The organism is Sorangium sp. So ce128, from assembly GCF_051525245.1.
In the GTDB taxonomy this organism is placed as follows: Bacteria; Myxococcota_A; Polyangia; order Polyangiales; family Polyangiaceae; genus Sorangium; species Sorangium cellulosum_B.
Window position 1 is genome coordinate 7,509,563 of record NZ_CP150313.1, and the last position, 24,364, is coordinate 7,533,926.

Annotated in this window: 12 protein-coding genes; 5 read left to right on the forward strand and 7 right to left on the reverse strand. The window is 71.3% G+C overall.

Annotated elements, in window-relative coordinates:
- Positions 1 to 119 precede the first annotated feature (119 nt).
- Positions 120 to 5,255: an AAA family ATPase gene (locus WME82_RS28465; RefSeq protein WP_438037861.1), complete on the forward strand. Its 5,136-nt coding sequence runs from the start codon at positions 120 to 122 to the stop codon at positions 5,253 to 5,255.
- A gap of 101 nt (positions 5,256 to 5,356) precedes the next feature.
- Here WME82_RS28465 and WME82_RS28470 read toward each other — a convergent pair whose 3' ends face one another.
- Both WME82_RS28470 and WME82_RS28475 read right to left on the reverse strand, forming a co-directional pair.
- On the reverse strand, positions 5,357 to 6,970 hold the full coding sequence (locus tag WME82_RS28470) for a DUF1552 domain-containing protein (RefSeq protein ID WP_438037862.1): 1,614 nt from the start codon (positions 6,968 to 6,970) through the stop codon (positions 5,357 to 5,359).
- Positions 6,967 to 8,502: a DUF1592 domain-containing protein gene (locus WME82_RS28475; RefSeq protein ID WP_438037863.1), complete on the reverse strand. Its 1,536-nt coding sequence runs from the start codon at positions 8,500 to 8,502 to the stop codon at positions 6,967 to 6,969. The genes WME82_RS28470 and WME82_RS28475 overlap by 4 nt, the downstream gene beginning before the upstream one ends.
- A gap of 923 nt (positions 8,503 to 9,425) precedes the next feature.
- On the opposite strand from WME82_RS28475, the gene WME82_RS28480 reads away from it, so the two are divergent.
- Positions 9,426 to 10,496: a glucuronyl esterase domain-containing protein gene (locus tag WME82_RS28480; protein WP_438037864.1), complete on the forward strand. Its 1,071-nt coding sequence runs from the start codon at positions 9,426 to 9,428 to the stop codon at positions 10,494 to 10,496.
- A 145-nt stretch (positions 10,497 to 10,641) separates the two neighbouring features.
- Here the strand turns inward: WME82_RS28480 and WME82_RS28485 are convergent, their stop codons facing one another.
- Both WME82_RS28485 and WME82_RS28490 read right to left on the reverse strand, forming a co-directional pair.
- Positions 10,642 to 11,340 (reverse strand): Uma2 family endonuclease, encoded by a 699-nt coding sequence (locus tag WME82_RS28485; protein ID WP_438037865.1) that lies wholly within the window; start codon positions 11,338 to 11,340, stop codon positions 10,642 to 10,644.
- A gap of 161 nt (positions 11,341 to 11,501) precedes the next feature.
- Complete coding sequence (locus WME82_RS28490; RefSeq protein WP_437850185.1) at positions 11,502 to 13,868, reverse strand: hypothetical protein; 2,367 nt, start codon at positions 13,866 to 13,868, stop codon at positions 11,502 to 11,504.
- Between the two features lie 332 nt (positions 13,869 to 14,200).
- Here WME82_RS28490 and WME82_RS28495 point away from each other — a divergent pair, with 332 nt between their 5' ends.
- On the forward strand, positions 14,201 to 15,559 hold the full coding sequence (locus WME82_RS28495) for an SGNH/GDSL hydrolase family protein (RefSeq protein ID WP_438037866.1): 1,359 nt from the start codon (positions 14,201 to 14,203) through the stop codon (positions 15,557 to 15,559).
- A gap of 344 nt (positions 15,560 to 15,903) precedes the next feature.
- Positions 15,904 to 17,841 (forward strand): PAS domain-containing hybrid sensor histidine kinase/response regulator, encoded by a 1,938-nt coding sequence (locus tag WME82_RS28500; protein WP_438037867.1) that lies wholly within the window; start codon positions 15,904 to 15,906, stop codon positions 17,839 to 17,841.
- Between the two features lie 66 nt (positions 17,842 to 17,907).
- Here WME82_RS28500 and WME82_RS28505 read toward each other — a convergent pair whose 3' ends face one another.
- Positions 17,908 to 18,363 carry a GFA family protein gene (locus tag WME82_RS28505; RefSeq protein ID WP_438037868.1) on the reverse strand — a complete coding sequence of 152 codons (456 nt, stop codon included), beginning with the start codon at positions 18,361 to 18,363 and terminating at the stop codon, positions 17,908 to 17,910.
- A 136-nt stretch (positions 18,364 to 18,499) separates the two neighbouring features.
- Between WME82_RS28505 and WME82_RS28510 the strand changes: the two genes are divergently transcribed.
- Entirely contained in the window at positions 18,500 to 19,489 is a 990-nt protein-coding gene (locus tag WME82_RS28510; protein ID WP_438037869.1) for a helix-turn-helix transcriptional regulator, read from the forward strand.
- Positions 19,490 to 19,588: 99 nt separating this feature from the next.
- Here the strand turns inward: WME82_RS28510 and WME82_RS28515 are convergent, their stop codons facing one another.
- Positions 19,589 to 20,224 carry a hypothetical protein gene (locus WME82_RS28515; RefSeq protein WP_438037870.1) on the reverse strand — a complete coding sequence of 212 codons (636 nt, stop codon included), beginning with the start codon at positions 20,222 to 20,224 and terminating at the stop codon, positions 19,589 to 19,591.
- A gap of 128 nt (positions 20,225 to 20,352) precedes the next feature.
- Positions 20,353 to 23,823, reverse strand: a complete 3,471-nt coding sequence (locus WME82_RS28520) for a protein kinase domain-containing protein (protein WP_438037871.1) — start codon at positions 23,821 to 23,823, stop codon at positions 20,353 to 20,355.
- Positions 23,824 to 24,364: the final 541 nt, after the last annotated feature.

Genomic DNA, 24,364 nt, shown 5'->3' on the forward strand with positions numbered 1-24,364 from the left:
GCGTATTCTGCCGGCGGGCGGGTCTCTGTCCGGCGGGGGGACGGCGGATGCTCGAGCCGATGTGTGGGGGGCGTCACGCTCCTTTGGACGGCTGACGCGGAATACGGGGTCTTGCTGCAATGATCGATCTGTCAGGTCATACGCTGTTCGAGAGGGTATACGAAGGCGCCGAGACCGTGCTGTACCGCGGCCGCCGGAACGAGGACGGCGCGCCGGTCGCGGTCAAGATGCCTCGGTCCGAGTTCCCGACGGCCAGGGATCTCGCGCGGCTGCGGCGCGAGTTCGCCATCCTGCGGGACGCGGGCGAGGTGGCCGGCGTCGTCAGGGCGCACGCCATCGAGAAGTGCGGCAGAGGCCTCGCGCTCATCATGGAGGACCTCGGCCCCTCCTCGCTGCACGCCGTCCTGAAGGCGCGCAGGCTCGACGTGGGCACGGCGCTCCGCACCGCCATCGCGCTCGCGGGCACCCTCGACACGCTCCACGGACTCCGGATCATTCACAAGGACATCAAGCCGCACAATATCCTGATCGACGAGAAGACGCAGCGCCCGCGGCTCGTCGACTTCGGCATCGCGGCCCGCCTCTCGAGGGAGGCCCCCGAGACGCTCCCGCCGGACGCGCTCGAGGGCACCTTGTCGTATATCGCCCCTGAGCAGACTGGCCGCATGAACCGGAGCGTGGATCTGCGCGCCGATCTCTACTCGTTCGGCGTCACGCTCTACGAGATGCTGACAGGGGCCCTCCCGTTCCAGGAGGGCGATCCCACCGCGCTCATTCACAGCCACATGGCGCGCATGCCGACGCCGCCGCACGAGCGCGCGCCGGGGGTGCCCCACGCGCTGTCGGACGTGATCGTGAAGCTCCTGGCCAAGATGCCGGAGGACCGATACCAGAGCGCCCGCGGGGTCAAGCTCGACCTGGAGGAGTGCCTCCGGCGGTGGGAGGCGACGGGCCGCGCCGATCCGTTCCCGCTGGGCCAGCACGACCGGCCGCTGGATCTGCGCGTTCCCCAGCGGCTCTATGGCCGGGATCACGAGGTGAACGTGCTCCTGTCCGCCTTTCAGCGGGCTCGCCGGGGCGCGGCCGGGCTGGTGCTCATCTCGGGCTACTCGGGCGTCGGCAAGACCACGCTGGTGAACGAGATCCACAAGCCCATCGCCCGTCATGGAGGGTATTTCGCGAAGGGGAAGTTCGATCCGATCAACCGGGACGTCTCGCTCGCGTCGGTGGCGCAGGCGTTCCGCGAGCTCATCCGGCAGGTCCTGACGGAGTCGGCGGCGGCCGTCGAGGAGTGGAGACGCAAGCTGCTCGCCGCGGTCGGCGCGAACGGGCAGCTCCTCATCGAGCTGATCCCGGAGCTCGAGCTGATCCTCGGGCCTCAGCCGGCCGTGCCGGAGCTCGGGCCGACCGAGGCCCGGAACCGCTTCGATCTGCTGGTGCAGCGCTTCCTGCGGGTCTTCGCTGCGCCGACCCACCCGCTGACCCTCTTCCTCGACGATCTGCAGTGGGCCGATCCGGCGTCGCTCAGGATCCTCGAGCGCCTCCTCACGGACGTGGAGGGCAACCATCTCCTGATCATCGGCGCCTATCGGGACAACGAGGTGGACGCCGCCCACCCGCTGCACGCGACGCTGGGTGAGCTTCGCAAGTCGGGCGTGGCGATCGCCGAGCTCACGCTCAAGCCCCTCGACATGCCGACGGTCACACAGATCGTCGCCGACACGCTGAGCGCGCGGCCGCATGCGGTCGCGCCGCTCGCGACGCTGGTCTTCGAGAAGACCGAGGGCAACCCGTTCTTCCTGGGCCAGCTCCTCGGCGAGCTCCACGACGCGGGGGCGCTGTGGTTCGACGCGCCCTCGGAAGCCTGGGCATGGGACGTGGCGCGCGTCCGGGAGGCGGTCGCCGCGGACAACGTGGTCGACCTCATGCTCGACAGGCTGCACCGGCTCCCGCCGGCGACGCAGCGCGCGCTGAAGCTCGCCGCGTGCCTGGGCCACACGTTCGATCTCACCACGCTGGCGGCCGTCCACGAGAAATCGCCCGCCGCGACGGCCGCCGACCTGTGGGACGCGCTGCGCGGGGGCCTGATCGTGCCGCGTGACAGCGATTATCGCTTCTTCGACGAGAGCGCGGACACCGAGCCCTCGGCCCCCCAGGAGATCAAGGTATCGTACCGGTTCCTGCACGACCGGGTGCGCCACGCGGCCTACTCGCTGGTCGAGCCCTCGCGCAGGGAAGCGCTGCACCTGGCGATCGGCCGGCTGCTCTGGGCGCGGGCCGGCGAGACGCCGCCGGACGAGGACCTGATCGAGATCGTCCGCCACCTGAACCTGGGCGCGCGGGGCATCGCCGACGAGGCCGGGCGGCTGGCCCTGGCCCGGCTCAACCAGCGGGCGGGCAGGGCGGCCAAGATCAGGACAGCCTATCGGGCGGCCGCAGACCACTTCAGCGCGGGGCTAGAGCTCCTCGGGGACGCGCGCTGGGCGCGCCACGAGGAGCTCTGCTTCGCGCTCAGCCGAGAGAGCGCGGAGTGCGTGTACCTGAGCGGCGCGCCCGAGCGGGCCGAGGAGCTCTTCACGTCCCTCATGCCCCGGGCGCGGTCGAACGTGGAGCGGGCGCAGATCTACAGCCTCCGCGTGCTGCTCCACGTGACGCTGGGGAACCTCGCGGACGCGGTGCGCCTGGGCGGCGAGGGCATCGGCATCCTCGGCTTCACGCTGCCGAGCAGCGAGGCGGAGCTGCAGGCGCGCGTCGGGGCCGAGCTTGCAGAGGTGGACGCGAACCTGGCGGGCCGGCGCATAGAAGACCTGATCGACGCGCCGGTGATGGACAACCCGGAGCAAAGGGCGCTCGTCCAGCTCATCAGCGATATGATGGGTCCGGTCTTCTGCCTGAGGCCGGAGCTTTATCCGCTGTTCGTCCTCAAGCAGGTCAACATCTCCCTGCGGTACGGCCACGCGGACGTGTCCGCCCTCGCGTACACCTCGTACGGATTCCTGCTCGCGGTCTTGCAGGGGCGGCCCGCGGACGGCCACGCGTTCGGCCGCCTCGCCATCACCTTGAGCGACAAGTTCTCGAACGCCGCTCTGGCCGCCAGGGTGAACTACGTCTTCGCCACGTATTCCCACCTGTTCCACGACGTGCGCGACGGGATTTCTCGCTTCCTGCAGGCGCGGCAAGGGCTGCTGGAATCGGGCGACTTCGCCCATCTCAGCAACGTATGGAACTGCGTGACCAGCAACATGTTCACCGCGGGCTATCCGCTCGAGGAGCTGCGCGAGGAGGTGGAGCGAGGCCTCGTCGTGTTACGGCGAACCGGGGACGTCAGCGGCACAGCCGTGATGACGCTCATGAGGCAGGCGATCGCGAGCCTGCAGGGGCGGACGCGGGCCCCGGGCAGCCTGAGCGACGACCATTTCGACGAGGACGAGTTCGTCGCGCGCCTCAAAGAGAGGGACTTGATCGCGGGCCTCTTCTTTTACGCGCTGCTCAAGCTGCAGCTTCCCTATCTGTACGGCGACTGCGAGAAGGCCGCGGCGCACGCCGCGGACGCCGAGGCCTACGGCGCCGGCATGCTCGGTCTGTATCAACCGACGAAGCTGCATTTCTACGCTTGCATGGCGTTTCTCGCGCTGCCCGCCGCGGCGTCGCCCGAAGAGGCGGAGCGCCGCGCGCTGACCATCACCCGCCACAAGGAGCGGATCGCGGGCCTCGCGGCGAGCGCTCCCATGAACTTCCAGCACCTGCTGCTGCTCATCCAGGCCGAGGAGGCGCGCGTCGCCGGCGACCAGCTCGAGGCCATGGGCCTTTACGACCGGGCGATCTCCCTGGCCCGGGAGAACGAGTTTCCTCACGACGAGGCGCTCGCGAACGAGCTGTGCGCGAAGCTGCACCTCCACGAGGGCAGGACGAAGGTGGCGCGCGCGTACATGGCGGACGCGTACCTCGGCTACCGGCACTGGGGAGCGACGGCCAAGGCGGACGCGCTCGCGCGCGATCACGCCGCGCTGCTGCCCTCTTCGAGCGACAGCGTGCCGATCTCGTCCATCCCCTCGGCGACGTCGGGCCCGGCGCACGCGGGGACCATCCTCGGCCGGACGACGGTCGGCAACCTGCGGGATGCCGCGCTGATCGTGCGCGCCGTGCAGGGCATCGCCGGCGAGACGGAGCTCGAGCGGGTGATCGAACGCCTGGTGACGCTCGTGCTCGGGAACTCCGGCGCGCAGCGGGGGGCGCTCGTCCTGGAGCGGGACGGGCGGCTCTTCGTCGAGGCGACCTTCGGGGTCGAGCCCGGGACGCTCGCGCTCGGGCCGAGCGAGCCGCTCGATACGCGCCCCGACCTGCCGCACAAGGTGGCGCTGTTCGTCGCTCGCACCCGCGAGCCGCTGGTCCTCGACGACGCCAGCGCCGATGCCCGGTTCTCCGACGATCCCTGCATCCTCGGGCAGGGCACGCGATCCGTCCTGTGCCTTCCGCTGCTCCACCAGAGCCGCATGAACGGCGTCCTTTACCTGGAGAACAACGCCGCGAGCAGGGCGTTCAACGCGAGCCGCGTCGAGCTGCTCGGCCTCCTGTCGTCCCAGGCCGCGATATCCATCGAGAACGCGCTGCTCCTCTCGGGCATGCGGGAGGTGAAGGAGCAGGTCCAGAACGCCAACCGGCGGCTCGAGGCCGAGGTCGCGCAGCGCACCGAGGAGCTCCAGCGCTCCAACGCGCAGCTCAGCGCGAGCAACGAGCGCCTGAAGATCGAGCTCACGCAGCGCGAGCAGGCGGAGCGGGAGCGGGCCGCGCTGCAGCGCCAGATGTTCGAGGCGCAGCAGACGAGGCTGGCGGAGCTCTCGACGCCGCTCATCCCGATCACCGACCGGATCATGGTGATGCCGCTCATCGGCACCATGGACGCCGCGCGGGCGGCCCAGGTGCTGGAGGTCGCGCTCGACGGCGCCCAGCGCCACGAGGCGCGCGTCGTGATCCTGGACATCACCGGGATGAAGCACATCGATACCCAGATCGCGCAGACGCTCGTGGGGACCGCCAACGCGCTGCGGCTGCTCGGCACGGAGGCCGTGCTCACCGGCACGCGCGCCGAGGTCGCCCAGGCGATGGTGGGCCTGGACATCGAGCTGAAGTCCATCGTCACCATGGGCACCCTTCAGAGCGGCATCGCCTATGCGCTCCGCCGCGCCGGGCAGTCGACCGGGATGAGCGCGCCGCTGTCCTCGGGGCCAGCCCGCGCGCGCCCGCCGGCGAGGTGAGGTCGGGCGATCACGCTCAAAACCGATCGTGAAAGTCAGAGAGCGCCGACGGCGCTCTCGTGCACGTGCCTGGCCCGGGACTGCGGCGGCTTTCGGTCGCCTCACGCCTTGATGGCGTCGAGCTCCCCCGGCTTGCTGATGCCAGGCCCGTCGGTGACCTTGCCTGCGCCGTCGGTGGTGAACGACGGCCCGCTGCCACCGAAGCCAACCGCGACCGCATCCGAGACGCCGAAGCGATCGACCGGAGTCCAGTCGGGCGTCCCGGCGCCGAGCGCGTTGATCAACGTCGTGTAGAGCTTGTTCAGCGGGACGGTTCCGCCCGACGAGCCGGTGTTGCCGCTGTTGTTCTCGCCCTCCGTGCCGCTCGAGCAGGTGGCTTCGCTGTTGCCTGCCTCGAGCTTCCCGCCCGCGACGTTCACCGAGACGCCCTGCTTGAGGTAACCGCCCGCGCTGCCGGCGATCACGATGGGCAGGTTGTTGTTGTTGTGCGCGTTGCCGTCGGCGAGCTCGGGCAGCCACATGACCGCGGAGTTGTCGAGCATGGTGCCGCCCCCCTCCTCGATGCTGTCGAGGGTCTTGACCAGCTTGGCGTACCGACCCGCGTACCAGCGGTCGATCTCGTGAATTTGCTCGATGACGCCGCTCACGCACTGGCCGCCGACAGCGGCGCTCCCGTTCCGGTGCGAGAGCCCGTGATGATCGTGGGTGTGCGCGATGCCGTCCCACTTGAACGTCACGAAGCCCGGCCACTGGAGCACGATGGAGCGGTTGTTGTCGCACATCATCGTGAGGGCGATGAGTCGGATCATCATCTCGCTGCCGAGCGTGTACACCGTCTCGCTGTTGGGGAAGCCGCCGCCGCGAGCGGGGTAGCCCGCCTGCGTGAGGGCGGCGTCCGTGACGCCGAGCGCGGTCGCTGACTCCGCGGTGCAAGCAGAGGGGACGACCCGCTGCTCGGTCTCGCGGAGCAGGGAGAGCCAGTCGTCGATCTTCTTCCGATCGGCGCCGCTCATCTTGCGGGCCTTGTAGGCGTTCAGGTCACGGCTCACCAGATCGATGATGCTCTCGCCGCGAGCCACGCGATAATCCGCTTCCGTCTCGGAGCCGCTCACGAAGAGCCCGGTCAGGCTGCTGTACACCGTGCGCGCGTTGGTCACGGGCGCGTACGGCGTCTTCGGCGCCGAGTACGACACGATGCCCTTGACGTTCGTGAAGGCATTGCCGACGGAGAGCACGAGCGGGACCTTGTTGGTGCCCGGGTTGAAGCGCTGCGCGATCTCGTGGTCGAGCGAGTGCGACAGCGCCCAGTGATCCCCGGTGGGATCGAGGGGCGCGCAGGTCAGCTTGCTGCCCATGCCCTGATCGTGGGGATCGAAATATTCCGTGCCGTCCACCTTGTTGTTGAAGCCGTTCAGCGGCATCGCGAGCCCGCGCGGGAAGAGCAGCTTCGACGCGAAGGGCGCGAGCGCGGCGAGGGTCCGGGGCTTCCCGTCCGCCTGCGTCGTCTCCAGGGACGCCGCGGTGACGGTCCCGGCCCCGTTCTCGATCCCCGTCGGGAACCATCGGTTCGTCAGGCAACCGTTGTTGGTGTAGAAGATCACCAGGCGGCGCGGCGACGGCGCCTCCTGCGCTCGCGCGGAGCGGCCGAGCGTATTCAAGAAGGGGACGGCGAGCGCCGCGCCACCAATTCCGCGCAGGAACAGTCTTCGGTTCACGGCTCCACCTCCGCCTGCAGGGCACGAACTCGGAACGATTGACTCTGTGTGAGGTCTGCGATGAGATCGAGCACCGTGTAGCCGCCCTGCGTGAGCTTGGCGGTCAGCTCGTCCACGGTGCAGGAGTCCTCGTTGTTCAGCTCGCGCTGGTAGGCGAACGAGACCCACTTTCGCACGTAGCACGTGTGCGCTGCCGGGGAGCTCGCGATGGCCTCGGAGAGCGCCACCGGACCGTCGATCGCCACGAGGTCCTCGCCCACGCCGACGTCCACCCGTGTGTCGATGGGCGCGCCCGAGAACGATTCGGTCTGCTGGAAGGCGCCCACGGCGTCGTACGCCTCGAGCGCGAAGCCCGCCGGGTTGATGTACGTGTGATGGCAGAACGCGCAGGAGTCTCCCGCCGTCTGCGCGTCGACCCGAGCACGGTTGGTCGTGAGGTTCGCGTCCGTGGGCAGCGGCGTGCCCTCCACCATCGGGGGCGGCGGCGGGATGTCCGCGCAGAGGACCTCCTTCTGCAAGAACGCGCCGCGCAGGATGGGCGACGTCCGGTCGTACCCCGAGTGCGACACCAGGAAGCCCAGGCGGGTGAAGAGGCCAGAGCGCTGCGTCGGGTCGAGCTCGACCGGCACGAGCTCCGCGCCGTTGAACTCCGCAGGATCCAGGTCATAGAGCGGCGCCAGGGAGGCGTTGACGAAGCCCACCGGCGTGGTGACCAGATCCTGGAACGTCCCGGCCTGATCGAAGACCACGTGCTCGATGAAGCGATCGGTCTCCTCCGACAGGAGCGGGATCATCGACGCTTTGAAGTCCGGGAAGGCGGCCGGATCACGCTGGATGTCCGACCAGCGCGTGCCGGGGCCCATGTGGAGGTAGAGCTCGTGGAAGGCCTTGACCATCCCGCGGCTCTTGGGATCCGCGAGCATTCGCTGCGCCTGCGCGAGGATCTGCTCCGGCGTCTGCAGCGCGTCTTCGTCTGCCGCGGCGAACAGCTCCTCGTCCGGCATGGTTCCCCAGATCAGGTACGAGAGGCGCGACGCCACCTCGTGGCTGTTCAGCACGAAGTACTCGCCCTCGGGCTTCTCGTTGATCTCGGCGCGCATCAGGAAGGAGGGCGAGAGCAAGAACCCTTCGATGATCAGCTGGGCGCCGTCCTCGAACGAGCCGGTCGGCGTGAGCGCCTGGCGGCGGGTGTAGAGGGCCTGGAAGAGCCCCCTCTCCTCCTCGGTGAGCGGCCGCCGGAAGGCGCGCCGCCCCAGCGTATCGATGAGCTGGTTCGCGCACGCGGTGCCGTCGCCTGCCGGCGTGCACGGGATGGTCTTGGCGCGCGCCTTGGCCTCTGCCATCACCGCCGCCGCCACCGTCGCCGCGGCGGTCTTGTACCCGTCCCACGCGCGCTGATCGACGCTCCCGACCCCGTCCGGCGCGAGCATCGACGACGGCTGGTTGTCGATGCCGACCAGATCGCGAATCGTGTTGTCGTATTGCGCCCTCGTCAGACGCGGCAGCGCCGACGTTCGCGGGACGCCCGGCACGCACACCGTCGGCTCGACGCCGGGGCCGCCCCCCGCCGAGCCGTTCCCTCCGGCGCCGTCTCCGCTGCTAGACCCATTGCCAGACCCGCTCCCAGGCGCGTCGCCAGAGCCGCTCCCAGGCCCGTCGCCAGAGCCGCTGCTCGCCTCCGGGTCATCGCCGCCGATCATCGCGGTGCAACCGCCCATGGCTGCGTAACTCGCCGTGAGCAGCACAGGAACGATGAACCGCCTCGCCCACGTGTCCATAGAACTCACCTCATCCGAGGGGCTCTCACATCGAGCATCGCCCACGCATCAGGATGCCTTATCGTGGGTCGCAGATCACGAGTTTTCTCGTATTTTCGTCTTGGCGCAAGTTTGCTTTCGCCCGGCAAATCCGCTGGTTTTCAAGGCGCCGGGGCGAGGCGCGTGAGGAGAATTTCGACTTCTCTTGTGATACAGCAATTATTGCGTGAGAGTGGCATGATATTGTGAGCGCTCACATGGACATCGAAGTACAGCGGACAGCGCCACGCGACCCAATGCGCTCTTCGCGCGAACCGGACCACGCCTGCGCAGGAGCGGCCGGACACGCTCTCGACGCTGCTCCGCTGAGCAATTCGAGCGGTCGCGAACCAAACCAACTTTCGGGCATCGAGGACAATGAGAAAAATCCTTCTGGCTCTGCTGTTCCTGTCGATCCCCGGCTGCGGTGATGACCCCTCCGACACCCGACGTCGAGCACCACGACGTCGAGCGGCGGGGACAACAGCGGTGGAGCGGGCTCTTCCGGCAGCTCGTCGGTCTCGGGTGGGGGTGGGAGCGGATCCACCGGTACAGGCGGCCCAGGCGGCGTCGAGGACAGCGGCGTGAGCTGCCCCGCGCCGACGTTGCCCGACGCGGCATCTCTCCCTGTCTACGAAACTCATCAAGATCCGTTTACGATGCTGGATGGATCACGCATCACGAAGACGTCGGAATGGGCATGTCGACGCGCGGAGATCAAGGCGCAGGTCGAGCAGTATGAGTCCGGACCGAAGCCCGCGGTGTCCAAGGATGACGTGACGGGGGAGTTTTCGGGGAACAAGCTGACGGTCGGCGTCAACGAGGGCTCGAAGAGCGTCTCCTTCTCCATCGACATCAATCGGCCTGCCGGAGCGCCCTCCGCTCCGATTCCACTCCTCATCAGTCTCTACGGCTTTGGCAGCGTGACCCTGGACGCGAGCGTGTTCAGCCAGAACGGCGTCGCGACGGCCCTCTTCAACAACAACAACATGGGCGCCCAGGGCGGCGGCGGCACGCGTGGGACGGGGATCTTCTATGACCTTTACGGCAAGGACCACCCGGCCAGCTCGATGATCGCGTGGGCCTGGGGCATCAGCCGGATCATCGACGCGCTGGAGAAGACCCCGGCGGCCAACATCGATCCGAAGCGCATCGCGGTGACGGGTTGTTCGCGGGATGGAAAGGGGGCTCTCACGGCAGGGGCGTTCGACGAGCGCATCGTGCTGACGATCCCGCAAGAATCGGGCGCCGGTGGCTCGGCGAGCTGGCGCGTCTCCCAGGCGGGGAAGGACGCCGGGGAGAACGTGCAGACCCTGTCCAGCGCAGCCGGTGAGCAGCCGTGGTTCCGTGAGAGCTTCGGCGCGAACTTCGGCAACAAGGTGACGACGCTCCCGTTCGATCATCACATGGTCATGGGTCTCGTCGCTCCGCGCGCGCTGCTCGTCGTCGACAATCGAATCGATTGGCTCGGCATCGACAGCACCTTCACGGCCGGGTCCATCGCCCACGCGATCTGGGAGGGGCTAGGCGTGCCCGACAGGATGGCTTACTCACAGCTCGGCGGCCATGAGCACTGCCAGTTCCCCGCGCAGCAGAGGGCGATCCTCGAGGCGTACGTGAAGAAGTTCCTCGTCGGGGGAGGCACCGACGACACCAACCTGCTCGAGAGCGACGGGGCGAAGGCCGACCTGAGCCGGTGGATGACGTGGACGCCGCCGAACCTCCAGTGACCGCAGGGCTCACCGATCGCGGAAGCCGAGCCAGACGGCCACCTCCGGCGCAGTGCGGACGGCGAGCTGGAACGTGGTCCGGCGCTTCCGGCGAAGTCCACCGAGCTTCCGAGATGCCTGGACGCCTTCCGGCCGAGCGGGCGCCTCATCCCGGGGAGCGTCGCCGCGTCTTCCGCTTCCCTCGGGCTTGCGCCAGCTCTGCCCGCAGCGCCTGCACCTCGGCCTGCAGCTTGTCGTTCGCTTCGCGCGCCTTGCTCTCGGCCTCGTCCGGCGTCGGCAGCAGATCGTGGCCTTCGCGGTCGCGCGCCAGCCGCAGCATCGGGCCGAGCGACTGGTCTTGCACGACGGTCCACCAGAGGCCCAGCGTCTCGCAAGCGCGCAGATCGGGGTCGCCAGACGCCCGCTCCACGAGATCGCCCTCCAGGGCGTCCCAGACGCGGATCGGTCGCTCTCGATCCTCGGGATCGAAGCGCACGACCTCCGGGATGCCCGCGGCGCGGTAGCGCTCGAGCTTCTCGTCCCAGTCGGGCTCGCCCTCGTCCGAGTCGCTCACGATTTCGACCCCGAGGTCAGGCGCCCCGTGCAGCCAGATCTTCCAGGTGCGGAAGGTCCGATGAGGCATACCCAGCCGGACGAAGGCGTCGGGGGCGAGGCGCTTCTTCGAGGTCCTCGGGTCCCAGTAGACGAACTGGTCTGAGCCGAGGGTCGCCGTGTGCGCGAGTTCGCGCTTGAGGATGAGGTACAGCGCGGTGCGGAGCTCCAGGTGGCGGTTCGTCTCGGGCACCTCTTCGGCCTCGGGGAAGTACACCGGCTCGGGCGGGCGGCTGTAGACATGCGCTCCCATCCGGCGGCGGGGTGCGGCGGCCGGACGAGATGCAGCGGACGGGCGGGCCGTGGATTCGACGGCTGACATGGCCTGCCGTGGAAGATACCACGACGGCTACCTCTGCGACATCGACAGGCCGAGGCAGCGGCTGCCAGGCGAGCCGCGCTCGTCGCGGCCCCTCAGCCGCCCGCGGCGTCCAGCATCGCCCGCAGGAGCGGCGGCGTGCGCCGCGGATCGCAGGGCGCCTTCACCGCCCGGCCCGCGACGACCGCGCTCATATGGCACGTCCCCGGCCGCGGCAGGTGATCCATCCAGTAGAGATCGAACCGGTCGTCCGGCGCGAGACGCCGCACCATCGGCTCTAGCGGCAGCATCAGCCCCTCGCGGAAGCGGGCCAGATAGACCACGTTCGACAGGCGAACAGGGGAGTTCAGCCCGATGCGCCGCCGCGTCCCGGACGCGTAAGGGCCCGTGTGATCGATGAACTCCACCGTCTGGAGATCGCCGTAGAGGTCCGGCTCCGTCTTCTCGACCGTCACCAGCGTCCACGCGCAGAGCGGCCGCTGCGCCCGCAGGAGCGCGCGCGTCATCTGCTCGAAGTCGGGCAGATCCGCGGCCGCCCGCGCCTCGGTGTAGTGGCCGTGCGCGAACTGGTTGCGCTCGGCCTGCATCAGGTTCGAGAGCGTCTCGAACGTCTGGTTGTGCGACAGCTTGACGTCGAGCACCTCCCTCGCCATCGAGCCGATCGGATCGTCGCGATCGCCGAACGCCCGCGCGGCCGTGCGCGCGAGCTCGCGCCACGCGCCGAGCGCCAGGCCGTCGCGCGTGCGCGTGCGGCCGTGGAAATCGAGCAACGCGCCCCACCCGGGAGGCGCCCCGCCCGCGCCCGGACCGCTCGCGCCCGCGCTCCCCCCGCCCGCGCCCGGCCCGCTCGCGACGCCGCTGCGCGCCGAGGTCGGGGGCGCGCTGCCGCCGCTGAAGAAGGCCGAGACGAGCACCGTCGCGATGAAGCGCCACGTGCCCTCGAGCACGTCGAACAGCATCTTCACCCGCTCGATCGCGCTCGACGCCCCGATCGCCGCCCGCACCCGCCCCGCGATGGGATAGGGCAGCCCGCCGCTCAGCGCCGAGAGCACCCCGTGCGGATCGCCGCACTCGCGCGAGATCTCCGCCGCCCGCGCGCCCGCGTCGGCGTCGTGCAGGAGCTCCCACGACAGGGTCCGCGCGTGCTCGACCCTCCCGTCCAGGATGGGCGGCCGGCCGTGCCAGTCGCACTGCACCGCGCTCGCCATCACCGCCGGATCCGCCTTGCGGGGCACACACGCGGCGACCACGCCAGGCGCGAGCGGCGCGATCAGCGCGCCGGCGCCCGCGTGGGTCGCGACGACCGCCGCGAGCTCCTGCGCGAGCGCCCCGATGACGTGCGGCCCGACGCCGCCGAGCGCGCTCTGCTCCTCGATGCCGAACAGGACCGTCGCCCGGCGCCCGCTCCGCGACGCCTCGATCACCTCGAACGGCGCGGCGAAACGCGCGCTGGCCGCGCTGTCGCGGAGCTCCGCCACGGGGGTGGACGCGCCGTCCACGCCCGCCGCGCCGCGCTCGCGCTCCGCCGCGAGCGACGCGCCCCGCTCGCGCTCCGCCGCGAGCGACGCGATCGCGTGCAGGCCGAGCTCGACCTCGCGGCCGGCGACGTCCGCCTCGCCGGCGACCGTGAAGTAACCGCACGCGAACGCCCCGAGCCCCGCGGCCTCCGCGGCCTCCAGGGCCTGCCGGGCCGCGGCGGCCGCCTCCGCGGCGCCGCCCCGCACGAGCACCACCGCCGTGCCGTCCGCGTCGCCGACCGGCCGATCCGGCCACAGCCGGTGCACCGCGACCAGCGCGGCCGCCGCGCGCGAGGGCGCGCCCGCCTCGATCGGCCGCAGCAGGACGAGCGCGCCCTGGCCCTTCCGCGCGAGCAGCGACGCGCACTCCTGCTCCAGCCCGGCGCGCGCGAGCAGGCCCGTCGCCGGGTCCACCGCCCCGGCAGGGACCGACAGCGCGGCGTAGCGGCGGTCGAAGAACGTCGCGCGCATGCCGCCCACGCAGACGAAGGTGCCGTGCACGAGCGGCGACTCCTCCCCGCGCGCGAGGTGCCGCGCGCCGACCTGCACGGGCACGCTGCACTCCTCGCGGCGGCGCAGCCACCAGCGCACGCCGTCGTGGCGCAGCGAGGCCGCGAGCCGCGACGCCACGTCGGGGTAGACGAGCTCGTTGCGCTCGTCGCCCACGTGCTCCACGCGGCCGAGCCGCAGCGCGCCGACCGGCTCGAGCCGGAGCTCGTGGAGGTAGCCGTCGCGCCCCTCGATCCGCAGCCGATCCGGCGCGGCCACCTCGCCGCGCCACAGCGAGAACCCGGGCGCCTGCGTGAGCCAGAGCGTGGCGCCGCCCGCCGCGACCGACCGCAGCTCGGCCCCGGGCGCGCCCTCGGGGCCGCTCGCCTCGACGGGCGCGGGCGGGACGCTCTCGCCCGCCGGAAGGTCCCCGCCGCTGTCTCTTCCGCCCGTCACGCGTCCCTGTCCATGGTGATCCCGCGAGCCGCGTTCCCCGAGCATCCGGGGGGCCCCTCGGGCGATTACCGCACCGCGCCACGGCAAATTCAACGCAAATGCGCTGGGGCGCATTCCTCGGCGGCCTCTCTGCACCGCCGCGCGCCGCCCGCCGCGGCTTGACGCCTCCGACGCGTTTGCATTTCCTTCCTCCGCGCCGGCAGCCCGCCCCCTGGGCGCGCTCATGGCGAAACCGACAACACAGTCCGAGCGGATCCAGGCGAAGCGAGCGCGTTGCGACCGACGAGCCAGGGGGTCTTCCGCGCTCCACGCCAACAACCGGGAGAGAGCCGATGGCAGATAGACAGAGACATCACGGGATCACCTCAGCGCGCCGCGACGCCCGGCGCTCCTCGCTCGATCTGCTGGCGAAGGTCGGTCGCTCATCGCGGGTCTCCCTCGTCGCCGCGGTGGCCGCGCTGATCACCAGCGCGCCGGGGCGCCCCGCGCTGGCCGCGGACAAGGCGCCTGAGGGGCGATGGGTCGCTGGATGGCACAGCAGCCCGACGCCCGGCGGCACGTTCAACTCGCAGGATTGTCCCTCGGACGTCGGCCTCGCCGACCAGACGGTCCGGAACATCGTCCGCGTGAGCGCCGGCGGGAGCTCTGTGCGCGTGCGCATCTCCAACGCCGGCGGCAGCGAGCCGCTCAAGGTGGGCTCGGCGTCGGTCGCGCTCTCGGCCGGTGGAGCCGCCACGGTCGCGGGGAGCTCACTGCCGCTGCGCTTCGGAGGCCAGACCTCGATCGTCATCGCCGCGGGCGGCGAGGCGGTGAGCGACCCCGTGGCGCTGAAGGTCCAGCCGCTGCAGGCGCTGACGGTGAACGTCTACCTTCCGGGCAAGACCGGGCCGATCACGCAACACTACTTTGCAGCACAGGACAACTTCCTCGCCTCGGGCAACCAGACAGGGAACGGCGCCGACAAGCAGTTCACACGGAAGATCTCGTGCTGGATGGCCGTGTCGGGCGTCGACGTCAAGGCCTCACCGGACGTCGTCGGCACCCTGATCACGCTCGGCGATTCGATCACGGATGGATACCTGTCGACCAAGAACGACAACCATCGCTACCCCGATTACCTCGCGCAGCGCCTCGCCAGCCGGAAGGGGCCGACCCTCGCCGTGGCGAACGCCGGGATCATCGGGAACGAGCTGCTCACCGTCCGTCCGCAGCTCCAGTTCGGGTATCCGGTCCCTGCCCGCCTCGCGCGCGACGTGCTGACCCAGCCCGGCGCCCGCGCGATCATCCTGCTGGCAGGCATCAACGACATCGGCGATCGCTCCGCCAAGGCCGCGGATCTGATCCCGGCGATCCAGCAGATCATCCAGTCTGCCCGCGCCGCCGGGCTCAAGATCTACGGCGGCACCCTGGTGCCGTTCGCCGGCTCGAACGGCACCTACAAGGGCGATTATGGAACCGCCAAGGGGGAGCAGGAGCGGCAGAAGCTGAACACGTGGATCCGCACGAGCGGCGCCTTCGACGGGGTGATCGACTTCGACAAGGCCCTGCGCGATTCGGCCGATCCGAGCCGCCTGCTCCCGGCCTACGACGCGGACAAGCTGCACCCGAACGACGCCGGGTATCAGGCGATGGCGAACGCCGTGGACCTGGACGCGATCATCAACGCCGTCGTCAAAGCGACCTCCCCGTAACCAAGGGCGCCGGCGATCCGTCGCGATCCTGTGCGCCCCGCGGAGCTCGCGGTGGCTCGTCGCTCCGCCGCCGTCCTCCGCTGACACGCCGAGCGCGGCGAATCCGCCCAAGGTGCGCATCCCAGATCCCCCCGCAGCGCTCGCATTCGAGCCCCCGCGCCCGTGCCTTCGCTGGGGCGAGCATCGAAGATGCGATGATTGTCTGTCGGTCCTATAAATGATAAGTGGCCTTATCATGCCCGTCCGCGCGCCGATCATGCCGCCCGAGACGAACGAGATTGTCCTGGTCGGAGGTCATCCGGGCGTGAAAGGCCGGTCCCACGCGTCGAGGAAGGCGAGGGAATATGAGCTCTGACGACGGCGATCAAGGGGACTACAGGAAGCTCGCCAACGCGCTGCCGCAGATCATCTGGACGTGCGACGCCGAGGGACGCCTGGATTGGGTCAACGATCGATGGACGGAGCTCACCGGCCTCGGCCGCGAGGAGTCGCTCCGGGACAAGGGCGCGCTCGCCGCCGTGCACCCCGACGATCGGGCGCACGTGCAGCGGTGCTTCGCCGAGGCCCTCTCCACCTCCAGCACCTGCGAGATGGAATACCGGCTCCGCACCCGGGCGGGTGTCTATCGCTTCCACCTCGGCCGGGTGGTGCCGATTCGGGGCGACGACGGCAAGATCACGCGGTGGGTGGCCGCCGTGTTCGACATGCATGATCAAAAGGAGGCCGAAGCGCTCGCGCGAGCGCGCGCAGATGAGCTCGCGGTGCTGATGGATGCCGTCCCGGCCGCGGTGCTCGTCGCCCGCGACCCTGGCTGCCAGGAGCTGCACGGCAACCGCGCGTTGCACGCGCTCCTCGGGAGCGATCCGGGGCAGAACCTGGCACGGACGGCCCTGGGCGCGGGCGACGACGCGGTAGACGACCGCGGCTTCAAGGTGCTGGTCGACGGCGTGAACCTGCCCCCGGGGGAGCTGCCCCTCCAGCGGGCGGCGCGCGGCGACGAGGTGACGCCCCACGAGATCGTGCTCGAGTTCCCGGACGGGCGCGCGATCCACCTGTACGGCGGGGCGGTGACGCTGCGCGAGCCGAGCGGTGAGGCGCGCGGCGCCATCGGCGCGCTCGTCGACGTGACGCGGCTCAAGGAGACAGAGGCTCGGCTCCACGAGGTGGCGCGCCAGAAGGACGAGTTTCTGGCGCTCCTGTCCCACGAGCTCCGCAATCCGCTCGCCCCCATCCTCACGGCGGTCCAGCTGATGGAGCTGCGCGGCAACGTCGCGACGCCGCGCGAACGCGAGGTGATCGCGCGCCAGGCGCAGCACCTGATACGGCTCGTCGACGACCTGCTCGACGTCGCGCGGGTGGCGCGCGGCAAGGTCACGCTCTCGAAGAAGTGGCTCGAGCTGGCGAGGGTCGTGGAGCAGGCGGTCGAGGCGACGGAGCCGCTCCTGGCGCAGCGAAGGCACAAGCTCACCTTGTCGGTGCCCACCGAGGGCCTCGCGATCGAGGGCGACGAGGTCCGCCTCACCCAGGTGGTCAACAACCTGCTCACGAACGCCGCGCGCTACACCCCGCCCGGAGGCCACATCGAGGTGACCGCCCGCCGCGAGGGCGGCGATGTCGTGCTGCGCGTCCGGGACGACGGCGAGGGCATCGATTCGAGCCTGCTGCCCCACGTGTTCGAGATGTTCGTGCAAGGGGAACGTGGCTCGGACCGAGCCCTGGGCGGGCTCGGCCTCGGGCTGTCCCTCGTGCGAACGCTGACGATGATGCACGGGGGCGTCGTGAGCGCGAAGAGCGCCGGCGTCGGTCGAGGCAGCGAGTTCACTGTGCGTCTTCCAGCAGCGGCGGCCCCGCCCTCGGCGGCGCCCGAGGCTCGCCCGCCTCAATCGCGGCCGCCGCAGACGCGGCGCCGGCGCGTCCTGGTCGTGGACGACAACCGAGACGGCGCCGAGCTGATCGCGGAGATGTTGAGCAAGAGCGGCCACGAGGTGCGCATCGCTCACGACGCGTCACGCGCGCTGTCGCTCGTGGACGCCTTCCGGCCCCAGATCGCCATCCTCGACATCGGCTTGCCCGTGATGGACGGCTACACGCTCGGGCGCGAGCTCCACACGCGCCTCCAGGACGCCCCGCCGATCCTGATCGCCCTCAGCGGTTACGGCCAGGACAGCGACAAGCGCAGCAGCGACGCAGCGGGCTTCCGGCTGCACCTCGTCAAGCCGATCGACGCCAGGGTGCTCGTCCCGTTGCTCGACGGGCTCCCCGACGACGCCGGGGGGCGCTGAGAGCCGCTCACGCCGGGAGCGCCGTCGCCATCGCAGCGGCGAGGCCGAGCCGCGGCGCGCCCCGGCTCAAGCCCCCTTTGCGGCGGAGAACGGACTCACGTACGTCGTGGCGCCGATCTGTGCCCAGGTGTCGTGGCGCCCGTCGAGGTACACCACCGGGACGCCCGTGAGGTCCGCGTCGTCGAGGCAGTTCAGGTTCACGGAGCAGAACTCCCCGCCGAGCTCCGGGATGTTTCCGTGCCCGAAGACGCGGATGCCGCACGTCTTGCAGAACCGGGCATGGCCGGCCTCGAACCGCGAATAGTCGCCGAGGACCTCCTCGCCGGCGAGCAGGCGGAAGGCGCTCGGCTTCACGATGATGCCCCACCACCTCGTCTTCGTGCAGATCGTGCAGTTGCACTGCGTCGTCCCGGCGCTCGGGTCGAAGTCGGCCTCGAAGCGGACGGCGTGGCAAGCGCAGCTGCCCTTGTAGGTCCGGAGGCCGGGGGTCGTCGTTGTGTGCTCGGAAGCGGCGTTGCTCATGGGCGGTGGCTCCAGGGATTGGGGGGCGGGGGCCGTAGGGCTCGTCGAGACGCGCCTTCGGGCGCCTCGCCCGCGGGATGAGAGGAAGCTAGACTGGATTGCGGACAGATTCGGTCCGCAAGGAGACAGGCGGCACATGGTCCAGACCTCCGCGCGGCTGCTGAAGCTCTTGTCGCTGCTGCAATCCCGGCGCTTCTGGACGGGCGGCGAGCTGGCCCGCGAGCTCGCGATCACCGAGCGCAGCGTCCGGCGCGACGTGGACAGGCTCCGGAGCCTCGGGTACCCCGTCCACGCGGCCACCGGCATCGGGGGCGGATACCAGCTCGGCGCCGGGAAGGAGCTGCCGCCGCTGCCGCTCGAGGACGACGAGGCCGTCGCCGTCGCCGTGGGGCTGCGCGCGGCGGCGACCGGACCCGTGAGGGGGCTGGAGGAGGCGTCGGTCCGCGCGCTCGGAAAGCTCGAGCAGGTGCTCCCCAAGCGGCTCCGGCGCAAGGTGACCGCGCTGGGCGCCGTGAGCGTGCGGCTGGGTGACAGCGGCCCCACCATCGACGCGGGCGCGCTCGCCGCCATGGCGAACGCGTGCCGCGACGCCGAGGTCCTGCGCTTCGACTACAGCAGCCACAGCGGCGCCGCGAGCTCGCGCGCGGTCGAGCCGTACCGGCTCGTGCACACGAGCCGCCGCTGGTACCTGCTCGCGTACGATCTCCAGCGAGGCGCCTGGCGGACGTTCCGCGTCGATCGCATCCAGGGCAGGCCGAAGGCCGCGGGCCGCTTCAAGCCGCGCCCGCTGCCCGCGGAGGACGTGGCCGCCTACGTGTCGAGGTCGGTCTCCACGGACGCCTACCCGATCCGCGCGCGCGTGACCGTGCACGCCCCCGCGCAGGCCGTCTCGGAGCGGCTCTCGGGCGTGGCGGGGCGCATCGAGGCGCTTTCGCCGGACCGCTGCGTGGTCCACACCGGCGGCGGGAGCCTCGATGCGCTCGCGTTCCACCTCGGGTTCATGGGGTTCGAGTTCGAGGTGCACGAGCCCGAGGAGCTCATCGACCAGCTCCGCCGCCTGGCCGAGCGCCTCGGCCGGGCCGCGGGGCGGAGCGGGGCGGCGGGAGAAGGCCCGGGCGCGCGGTGAAAGGCCGGAGTCGCCACGCCGCGCCTGCGCGGGCGAGAGGCATCCTGAAGAGATGGGATCTGCCGGCGCCGAAGCGCGCACGGTGAGCAGGTCCCGACGTCAGGTCCAGTTGCAGAACTCGAGCGAATCCGGGTCCGATGTGACCTGGACTTCCACTTCAGCGCAGTCGACCGGCGCGTAGGAGTCGAACCCCTCGCCCTGCGGCGCCGCGACGCACTTGCCGCAGCCGAACCCGGCCGGGAAGCTCTCGGACCAGTCGAACCCCTGGCCGGAGTCGTCGCGCCAGACGATGACGTGCCGCGAGCTCACCCCGAGGAGCGCTGTATCGAGCACGTCGGGGTCGATCTCGCCCCCGGGCATCTGGGTGCCCGGCGCGAGGAGCATGACGAAGCCCATGCCGACACCGTTGCTGTTGAGCGCCTCGCGCGGCGGCGCCGACCCGAAGCCGACGGTGAACGTCGCGCCGGAGAGGCTCCCCTCGCCGAAGTTGAAGCCGTAGTCGGGGCTGGACGAGCTCACGATCCAGACGACGGCCACCACGGCGCCCTCTGGAGCCGTCTCCCCCGTGATCGGTCCGGTGACCGTGAATCCCCCCGCCCCGCCGCCCTCTCCCGTGCTGCCGCCGCCGCCCTCTCCCGTGCTGCCGCCCGGGCCTTCCTGCGTGTCATCGGAGCATGCGGGCAAGGCCAACATCATCCCCATCAACCCTGCGAACACCCATCGTGCGCTCTTCATATCCACCATCGAACACAGCGCGCTCGATAACGGAAGCGAACCGCACTGTTTCCAGGGCGCAAAATCCTGCTCGATCCGCCCCGTTCACCCATGTTGAAGACCTGTCCCCTCACGCGACGCGAACAGGCTCACTCCGAGAGCGCCGCCGCGATCGTCGCGTCGAGCCCGGCGCCCCGGCCCTCGAGGAAGCGCGCATCGTCGATCGCCTCCCCCAGCGCCGCGCGCGCGGCCTCGACGCACGCCTCGAGCGCCGGCCGCTCGATGGGCGGCACCGGCGTGCCGATGGCCTCGCGGAGCGCCGCGGCGCCGCCGAGCAGGCGCGCGCCGCGCTCCGCCTTCCCCGCCCGCACCGCCGCGCACGCCAGCGCCTCCAGCACGCTCGCGGAGCGCCAGAGATCGCCGAGCTCCCGGTGCAGCCGCAGGCTCGCCCGCAGGCGCCGCTCCGCGAGGGCGAGATCGCCGCGCTCGATGGCGATGAGGCCCAGGATGTTGCTCGTCCAGGCGATCCCCTCCTTGAATTTGACCTGCCGCGACAGGCCCTCGCTCTCCTCGCAGAGGCGGACCGCCTCGCCGAGCTCCCCGCGGTAGAACGCCGCGCAGCCGAGGTAGAGCAGCGCGGTCGCTGTCCCCTCGCGATCGCCCGCGCGGCGGAGCTCCGGCAGGGCGAGGCGGCACGCGCCCTCCGCGCGCGCGATGTCGCCCGAGAGCCACGCCGCGAAGCCCGAGTAGCCGAGCGCGCGCGCCGCCTCGAGCGTGTCGCCGCGGCGCGTGGCCAGCGCGAGGCTCTCGCCGTGCAGCGAGAGCGCGCGCTCGTAGTCGCCCTGCTCGCGGGCGACGCTCCCGAGGATCTGGATCACCGACGCGAGCCCGCCCTCGTCCCCGAGCTCGCGGTAGAGCGTCGCGCCCCGCTCGAGCAGCGCGCGCGCCTCGCGGTAGTCGCACTGGAGGAGCGCGAGCCTCCCCGCGCCCCGGAGCGCCGACGCCACGTGCTCGGGCGCGACGCCCCCGGCGCCCGCGAGCGCCCGGCCGAGCCACGCGCGGCCCTCCTGGTAGTGCCCGTGGATGTACCAGAACCGCGAGAGCGCCGCGGCGAGGCGCACCGCGGCGCCCGCGTCGGCGCCCGCGAGCGCGAGCTCCAGGGCGAGGCGGAGGTTGTCGTGCTCGAGATCGAGCGCCGCGAGCCACGCGGCCTGCTCGGGCCCGCCGAGCGCCTCGGCCGCGCGATCGGCGAGCTCCAGCGACAGCTCGACGAAGCGCCGGTTGCACGCCTCGGCGGCGCCCTCCTCCGCGAGCCGATCGAGGCCGTACTCGCGGAGGATCGTGAGCATCTGGAACCGCGGCTCCTCGCCCGCGACCTGGAGCACGAGGCTCTTGTCGATCAGCGACTCGAGGATCCCGAGCGTGTCGAGCGCCGGATCGCGGGAGGCGCACATCTGGTCCGCCATGGCCAGCGAGAAGCCGCCCGCGAACACGGCGAGCGTGCGGAACGCCAGCTGCTCCTCCGGATCGAGGAGGCCGTAGCTCCAGTCGATGGCGGCGCGCATGGTCTGCTGGCGCTCGGGCAGATCGCGCGCGCCGCCCGTGAGCAGGCGGAACGAGCCCGCGGGCGCGGAGGAGCGCCCGGCGGCCCCGCGGTCGCCGAAGCGCGAGAGCAGCGCCGCGGGGGTGAGGACCCGGAGGCGCGACGCGGCGAGCTCGATCGCGAGCGGCAGGCCGTCGAGGCGCGCGCAGATCTCCACGATCTCCGCGGCGTTGTCGGGGCCGAGCTGGAAGCCGGGCTTGATCGCGGCGGCCCTGCGGCAGAACAGGCTCACCGCCGAGCTCGCCAGCGCGGCGTCGACCGTGACGCCGCGCGGCTCCGGCACCTCCAGCGGCGGCACGACGTAGCGCCGCTCGCCCGAGAGGTTCAGCGCGGCGCGGCTCGTCACGAGCAGCGAGAGGTGCGGGCAGCTCGCGGCGAGGTGCGCGATCGCCGGCGCCGCGGCCGTCAGGTGCTCGAGGTTGTCGAGCAGGAGCAGCAGGCGGCGGTCGCGGAGGAACTGGACCACGCGCTCGAGATCCGGCCGCGCGCCGCCCTCGCCGAGGCAGAGCGCCTGCGCGATCGCCGAGGGCACCAGCGCCGCCTCGCGCAGCGACGCGAGGGGCACGAAGCAGACGCCGCCCGGGAACGCGGGGACGAGCTCCTCGGCGACCTGGAGCGCGAGCCGGGTCTTGCCGGTGCCGCCGACGCCGGTGAGCGTGAGCAGGCCGGCCTCGGGGTCGAGCAGGAGCGCGGCGATCTCGGCGCGCTCGCGGGCGCGGCCCACGAACGGCGTGCGCTGGACCGGCAGGTTGTGGCGCGGCCGCTCGGCCTCCGGCGAGCCGAACAGGCCGAGCGGCGGCGTGCTGTGGGAGCCGGGCGGCGGCGGCGAGGTGCCGAGCGGCGGCGTGCCATAGGAGCCGAGCGGCAGCGAGGTGCCGGGCGGCAAGGTGCCGTGGGGGCCGAGCGGCGGAGCGCCGTGGAGGCCGGGCGGCGGAGCGCCGTGGAGGCCTGGCGGCGAGGTGCCGTGGAGGCCTAGCGGCGGAAAGAAGCGGTCCGAGTCGCGGTGCGCGCCGCCGGGGAGCGCCTGGGGCGGGGCCTCGACCGTGCCCGCGAGCTCGATGGTGTCGGTGCTGAGCATGTCCGCGGGCACGCCGCCCCCGCGCGGCGCCGGGCCGCCGGCGCCGGACGGCTCGGCGGCCGCCGAGCCCTCGAGCGCTGCGCGCAGCGCGAGGCTCTGCTGGCGGACCGAGGGGAAACGCCCGGCCGGGTCGCGGTCGCACGACCGCAAGAACCACGCGTCGAACGCGGGCGGGAGCCACCGCCAGCGCGTCGACGGCGGGTAGAGCCGCATCACGAGGAGCGCCGCCATCAGCTCGGCCATGCTGTTCGCGGTCCAGTAGATGTCGCCGGTCAGGAGGCGGACGGCGATGAGGCCGATCGCCCACACGTCCGCCGCGGGGCCGATCAGGTCCGAGCGCCCGCGCGCCTGCTCGGGGGCCATGTAGATGGGCGTGCCGATCGCCGTGCCCGTGGCGGTGATCCCGCCCGACGCGCCGAGCGCGCCCGGGTCGACCGCCTTGACCAGGCCGAGGTCGAGGATCTTCACGCGCTCCCGCCCGTCGTCGCCGATCGCGAGGAAGAGGTTCGCGGGCTTGAGATCGCGGTGGGAGAGGCCCCGCGCGTGGGCGAGCTCGAGGGTCTCGGCGACCTCGCCGAGCCAGCGCTGCACCTCGCCGGGCGAGCGCCTGCCCTGGGTGGTGACGAGCTGCTCCAGGTCGTGGCCCCGGAGCAGCTCCATCACCAGGAAGGGGGCATCGTCGAGCTCGCGGGCGAAGCCGGCGTCGAGCATGCGCACGAACCCGGGCGCGTCGAGCAGCCGCATGGCCCGGATCTCGCGCTCGAACCGGGAGGCCGCCGCCGTGCCGGCCGTGTGTGTCCGGAGCAGGACCTTCACCGCGACCTGACCGCCTCCGTCGAGGTCGTCGGCCATGTACACCACGCCCGCGCCGCCGCGGCCGATCTCGCTCAGGAGACGGTAACGGCCACCAAGGACGAGCGGGCAATCCGGAGAGAGCATGAGGCGGCCGCGACCGGGACGAGCTCGGGAGGGGCCACGGCGGCGGCAGCTTACCACAGGGGGCGCCGACGCCCCGCCATCGGCGGTTTCCGTCCCACCGTGAGGTGTCCTCGGGAGAGAGAGCGGCGCCCGAGCTCCCGCTCGGCATGTTCGCCCGGGGCTCTCACGTGGTCTCCGCGACGGAGCCCGGGTTGGGCGAAGCCGCTCCTTCGGATCGGCGCAAGTCCCACGACAACGCATCGCGTCATTCACCGGCGCCGCACGCCTGTGTCACCTGAATGTTATCTGCAATCATATTGCGAATAACACTTCTCCAGGAGCATCGATTGGCGGTATAGGAAGCGTGCGCTTCAAGGCGTCGAATCACGAGGAGGCGGGGCGATCGCATTCGCACGCTGGCGAGCACGCGCTCGGCCGCCGGGCGTGCGTCGTTGCGCGCTCCTGGCCGGTCATCGCCGCGCCTGGCCGGGATCTGCGGCAGCGCGTGAATCGCTCGTGTCATCCGCTCAGGAGAAATGGATGCGACTGCTGAAATACAAAC

Coding starts and splice junctions, on each gene's coding strand:
- WME82_RS28465 (WP_438037861.1), top strand. CDS start 120: ATGATCGATCTGTCAGGTCATACGCTGTTCGAGAGGGTATACGAAGGC.
- WME82_RS28480 (WP_438037864.1), top strand. CDS start 9,426: ATGCTGGATGGATCACGCATCACGAAGACGTCGGAATGGGCATGTCGA.
- WME82_RS28485 (WP_438037865.1), bottom strand. CDS start 11,340: ATGGGAGCGCATGTCTACAGCCGCCCGCCCGAGCCGGTGTACTTCCCC.
- WME82_RS28495 (WP_438037866.1), top strand. CDS start 14,201: ATGGCAGATAGACAGAGACATCACGGGATCACCTCAGCGCGCCGCGAC.
- WME82_RS28500 (WP_438037867.1), top strand. CDS start 15,904: ATGAGCTCTGACGACGGCGATCAAGGGGACTACAGGAAGCTCGCCAAC.
- WME82_RS28505 (WP_438037868.1), bottom strand. CDS start 18,363: ATGAGCAACGCCGCTTCCGAGCACACAACGACGACCCCCGGCCTCCGG.
- WME82_RS28510 (WP_438037869.1), top strand. CDS start 18,500: ATGGTCCAGACCTCCGCGCGGCTGCTGAAGCTCTTGTCGCTGCTGCAA.
- WME82_RS28515 (WP_438037870.1), bottom strand. CDS start 20,224: ATGAAGAGCGCACGATGGGTGTTCGCAGGGTTGATGGGGATGATGTTG.
- WME82_RS28520 (WP_438037871.1), bottom strand. CDS start 23,823: ATGCTCTCTCCGGATTGCCCGCTCGTCCTTGGTGGCCGTTACCGTCTC.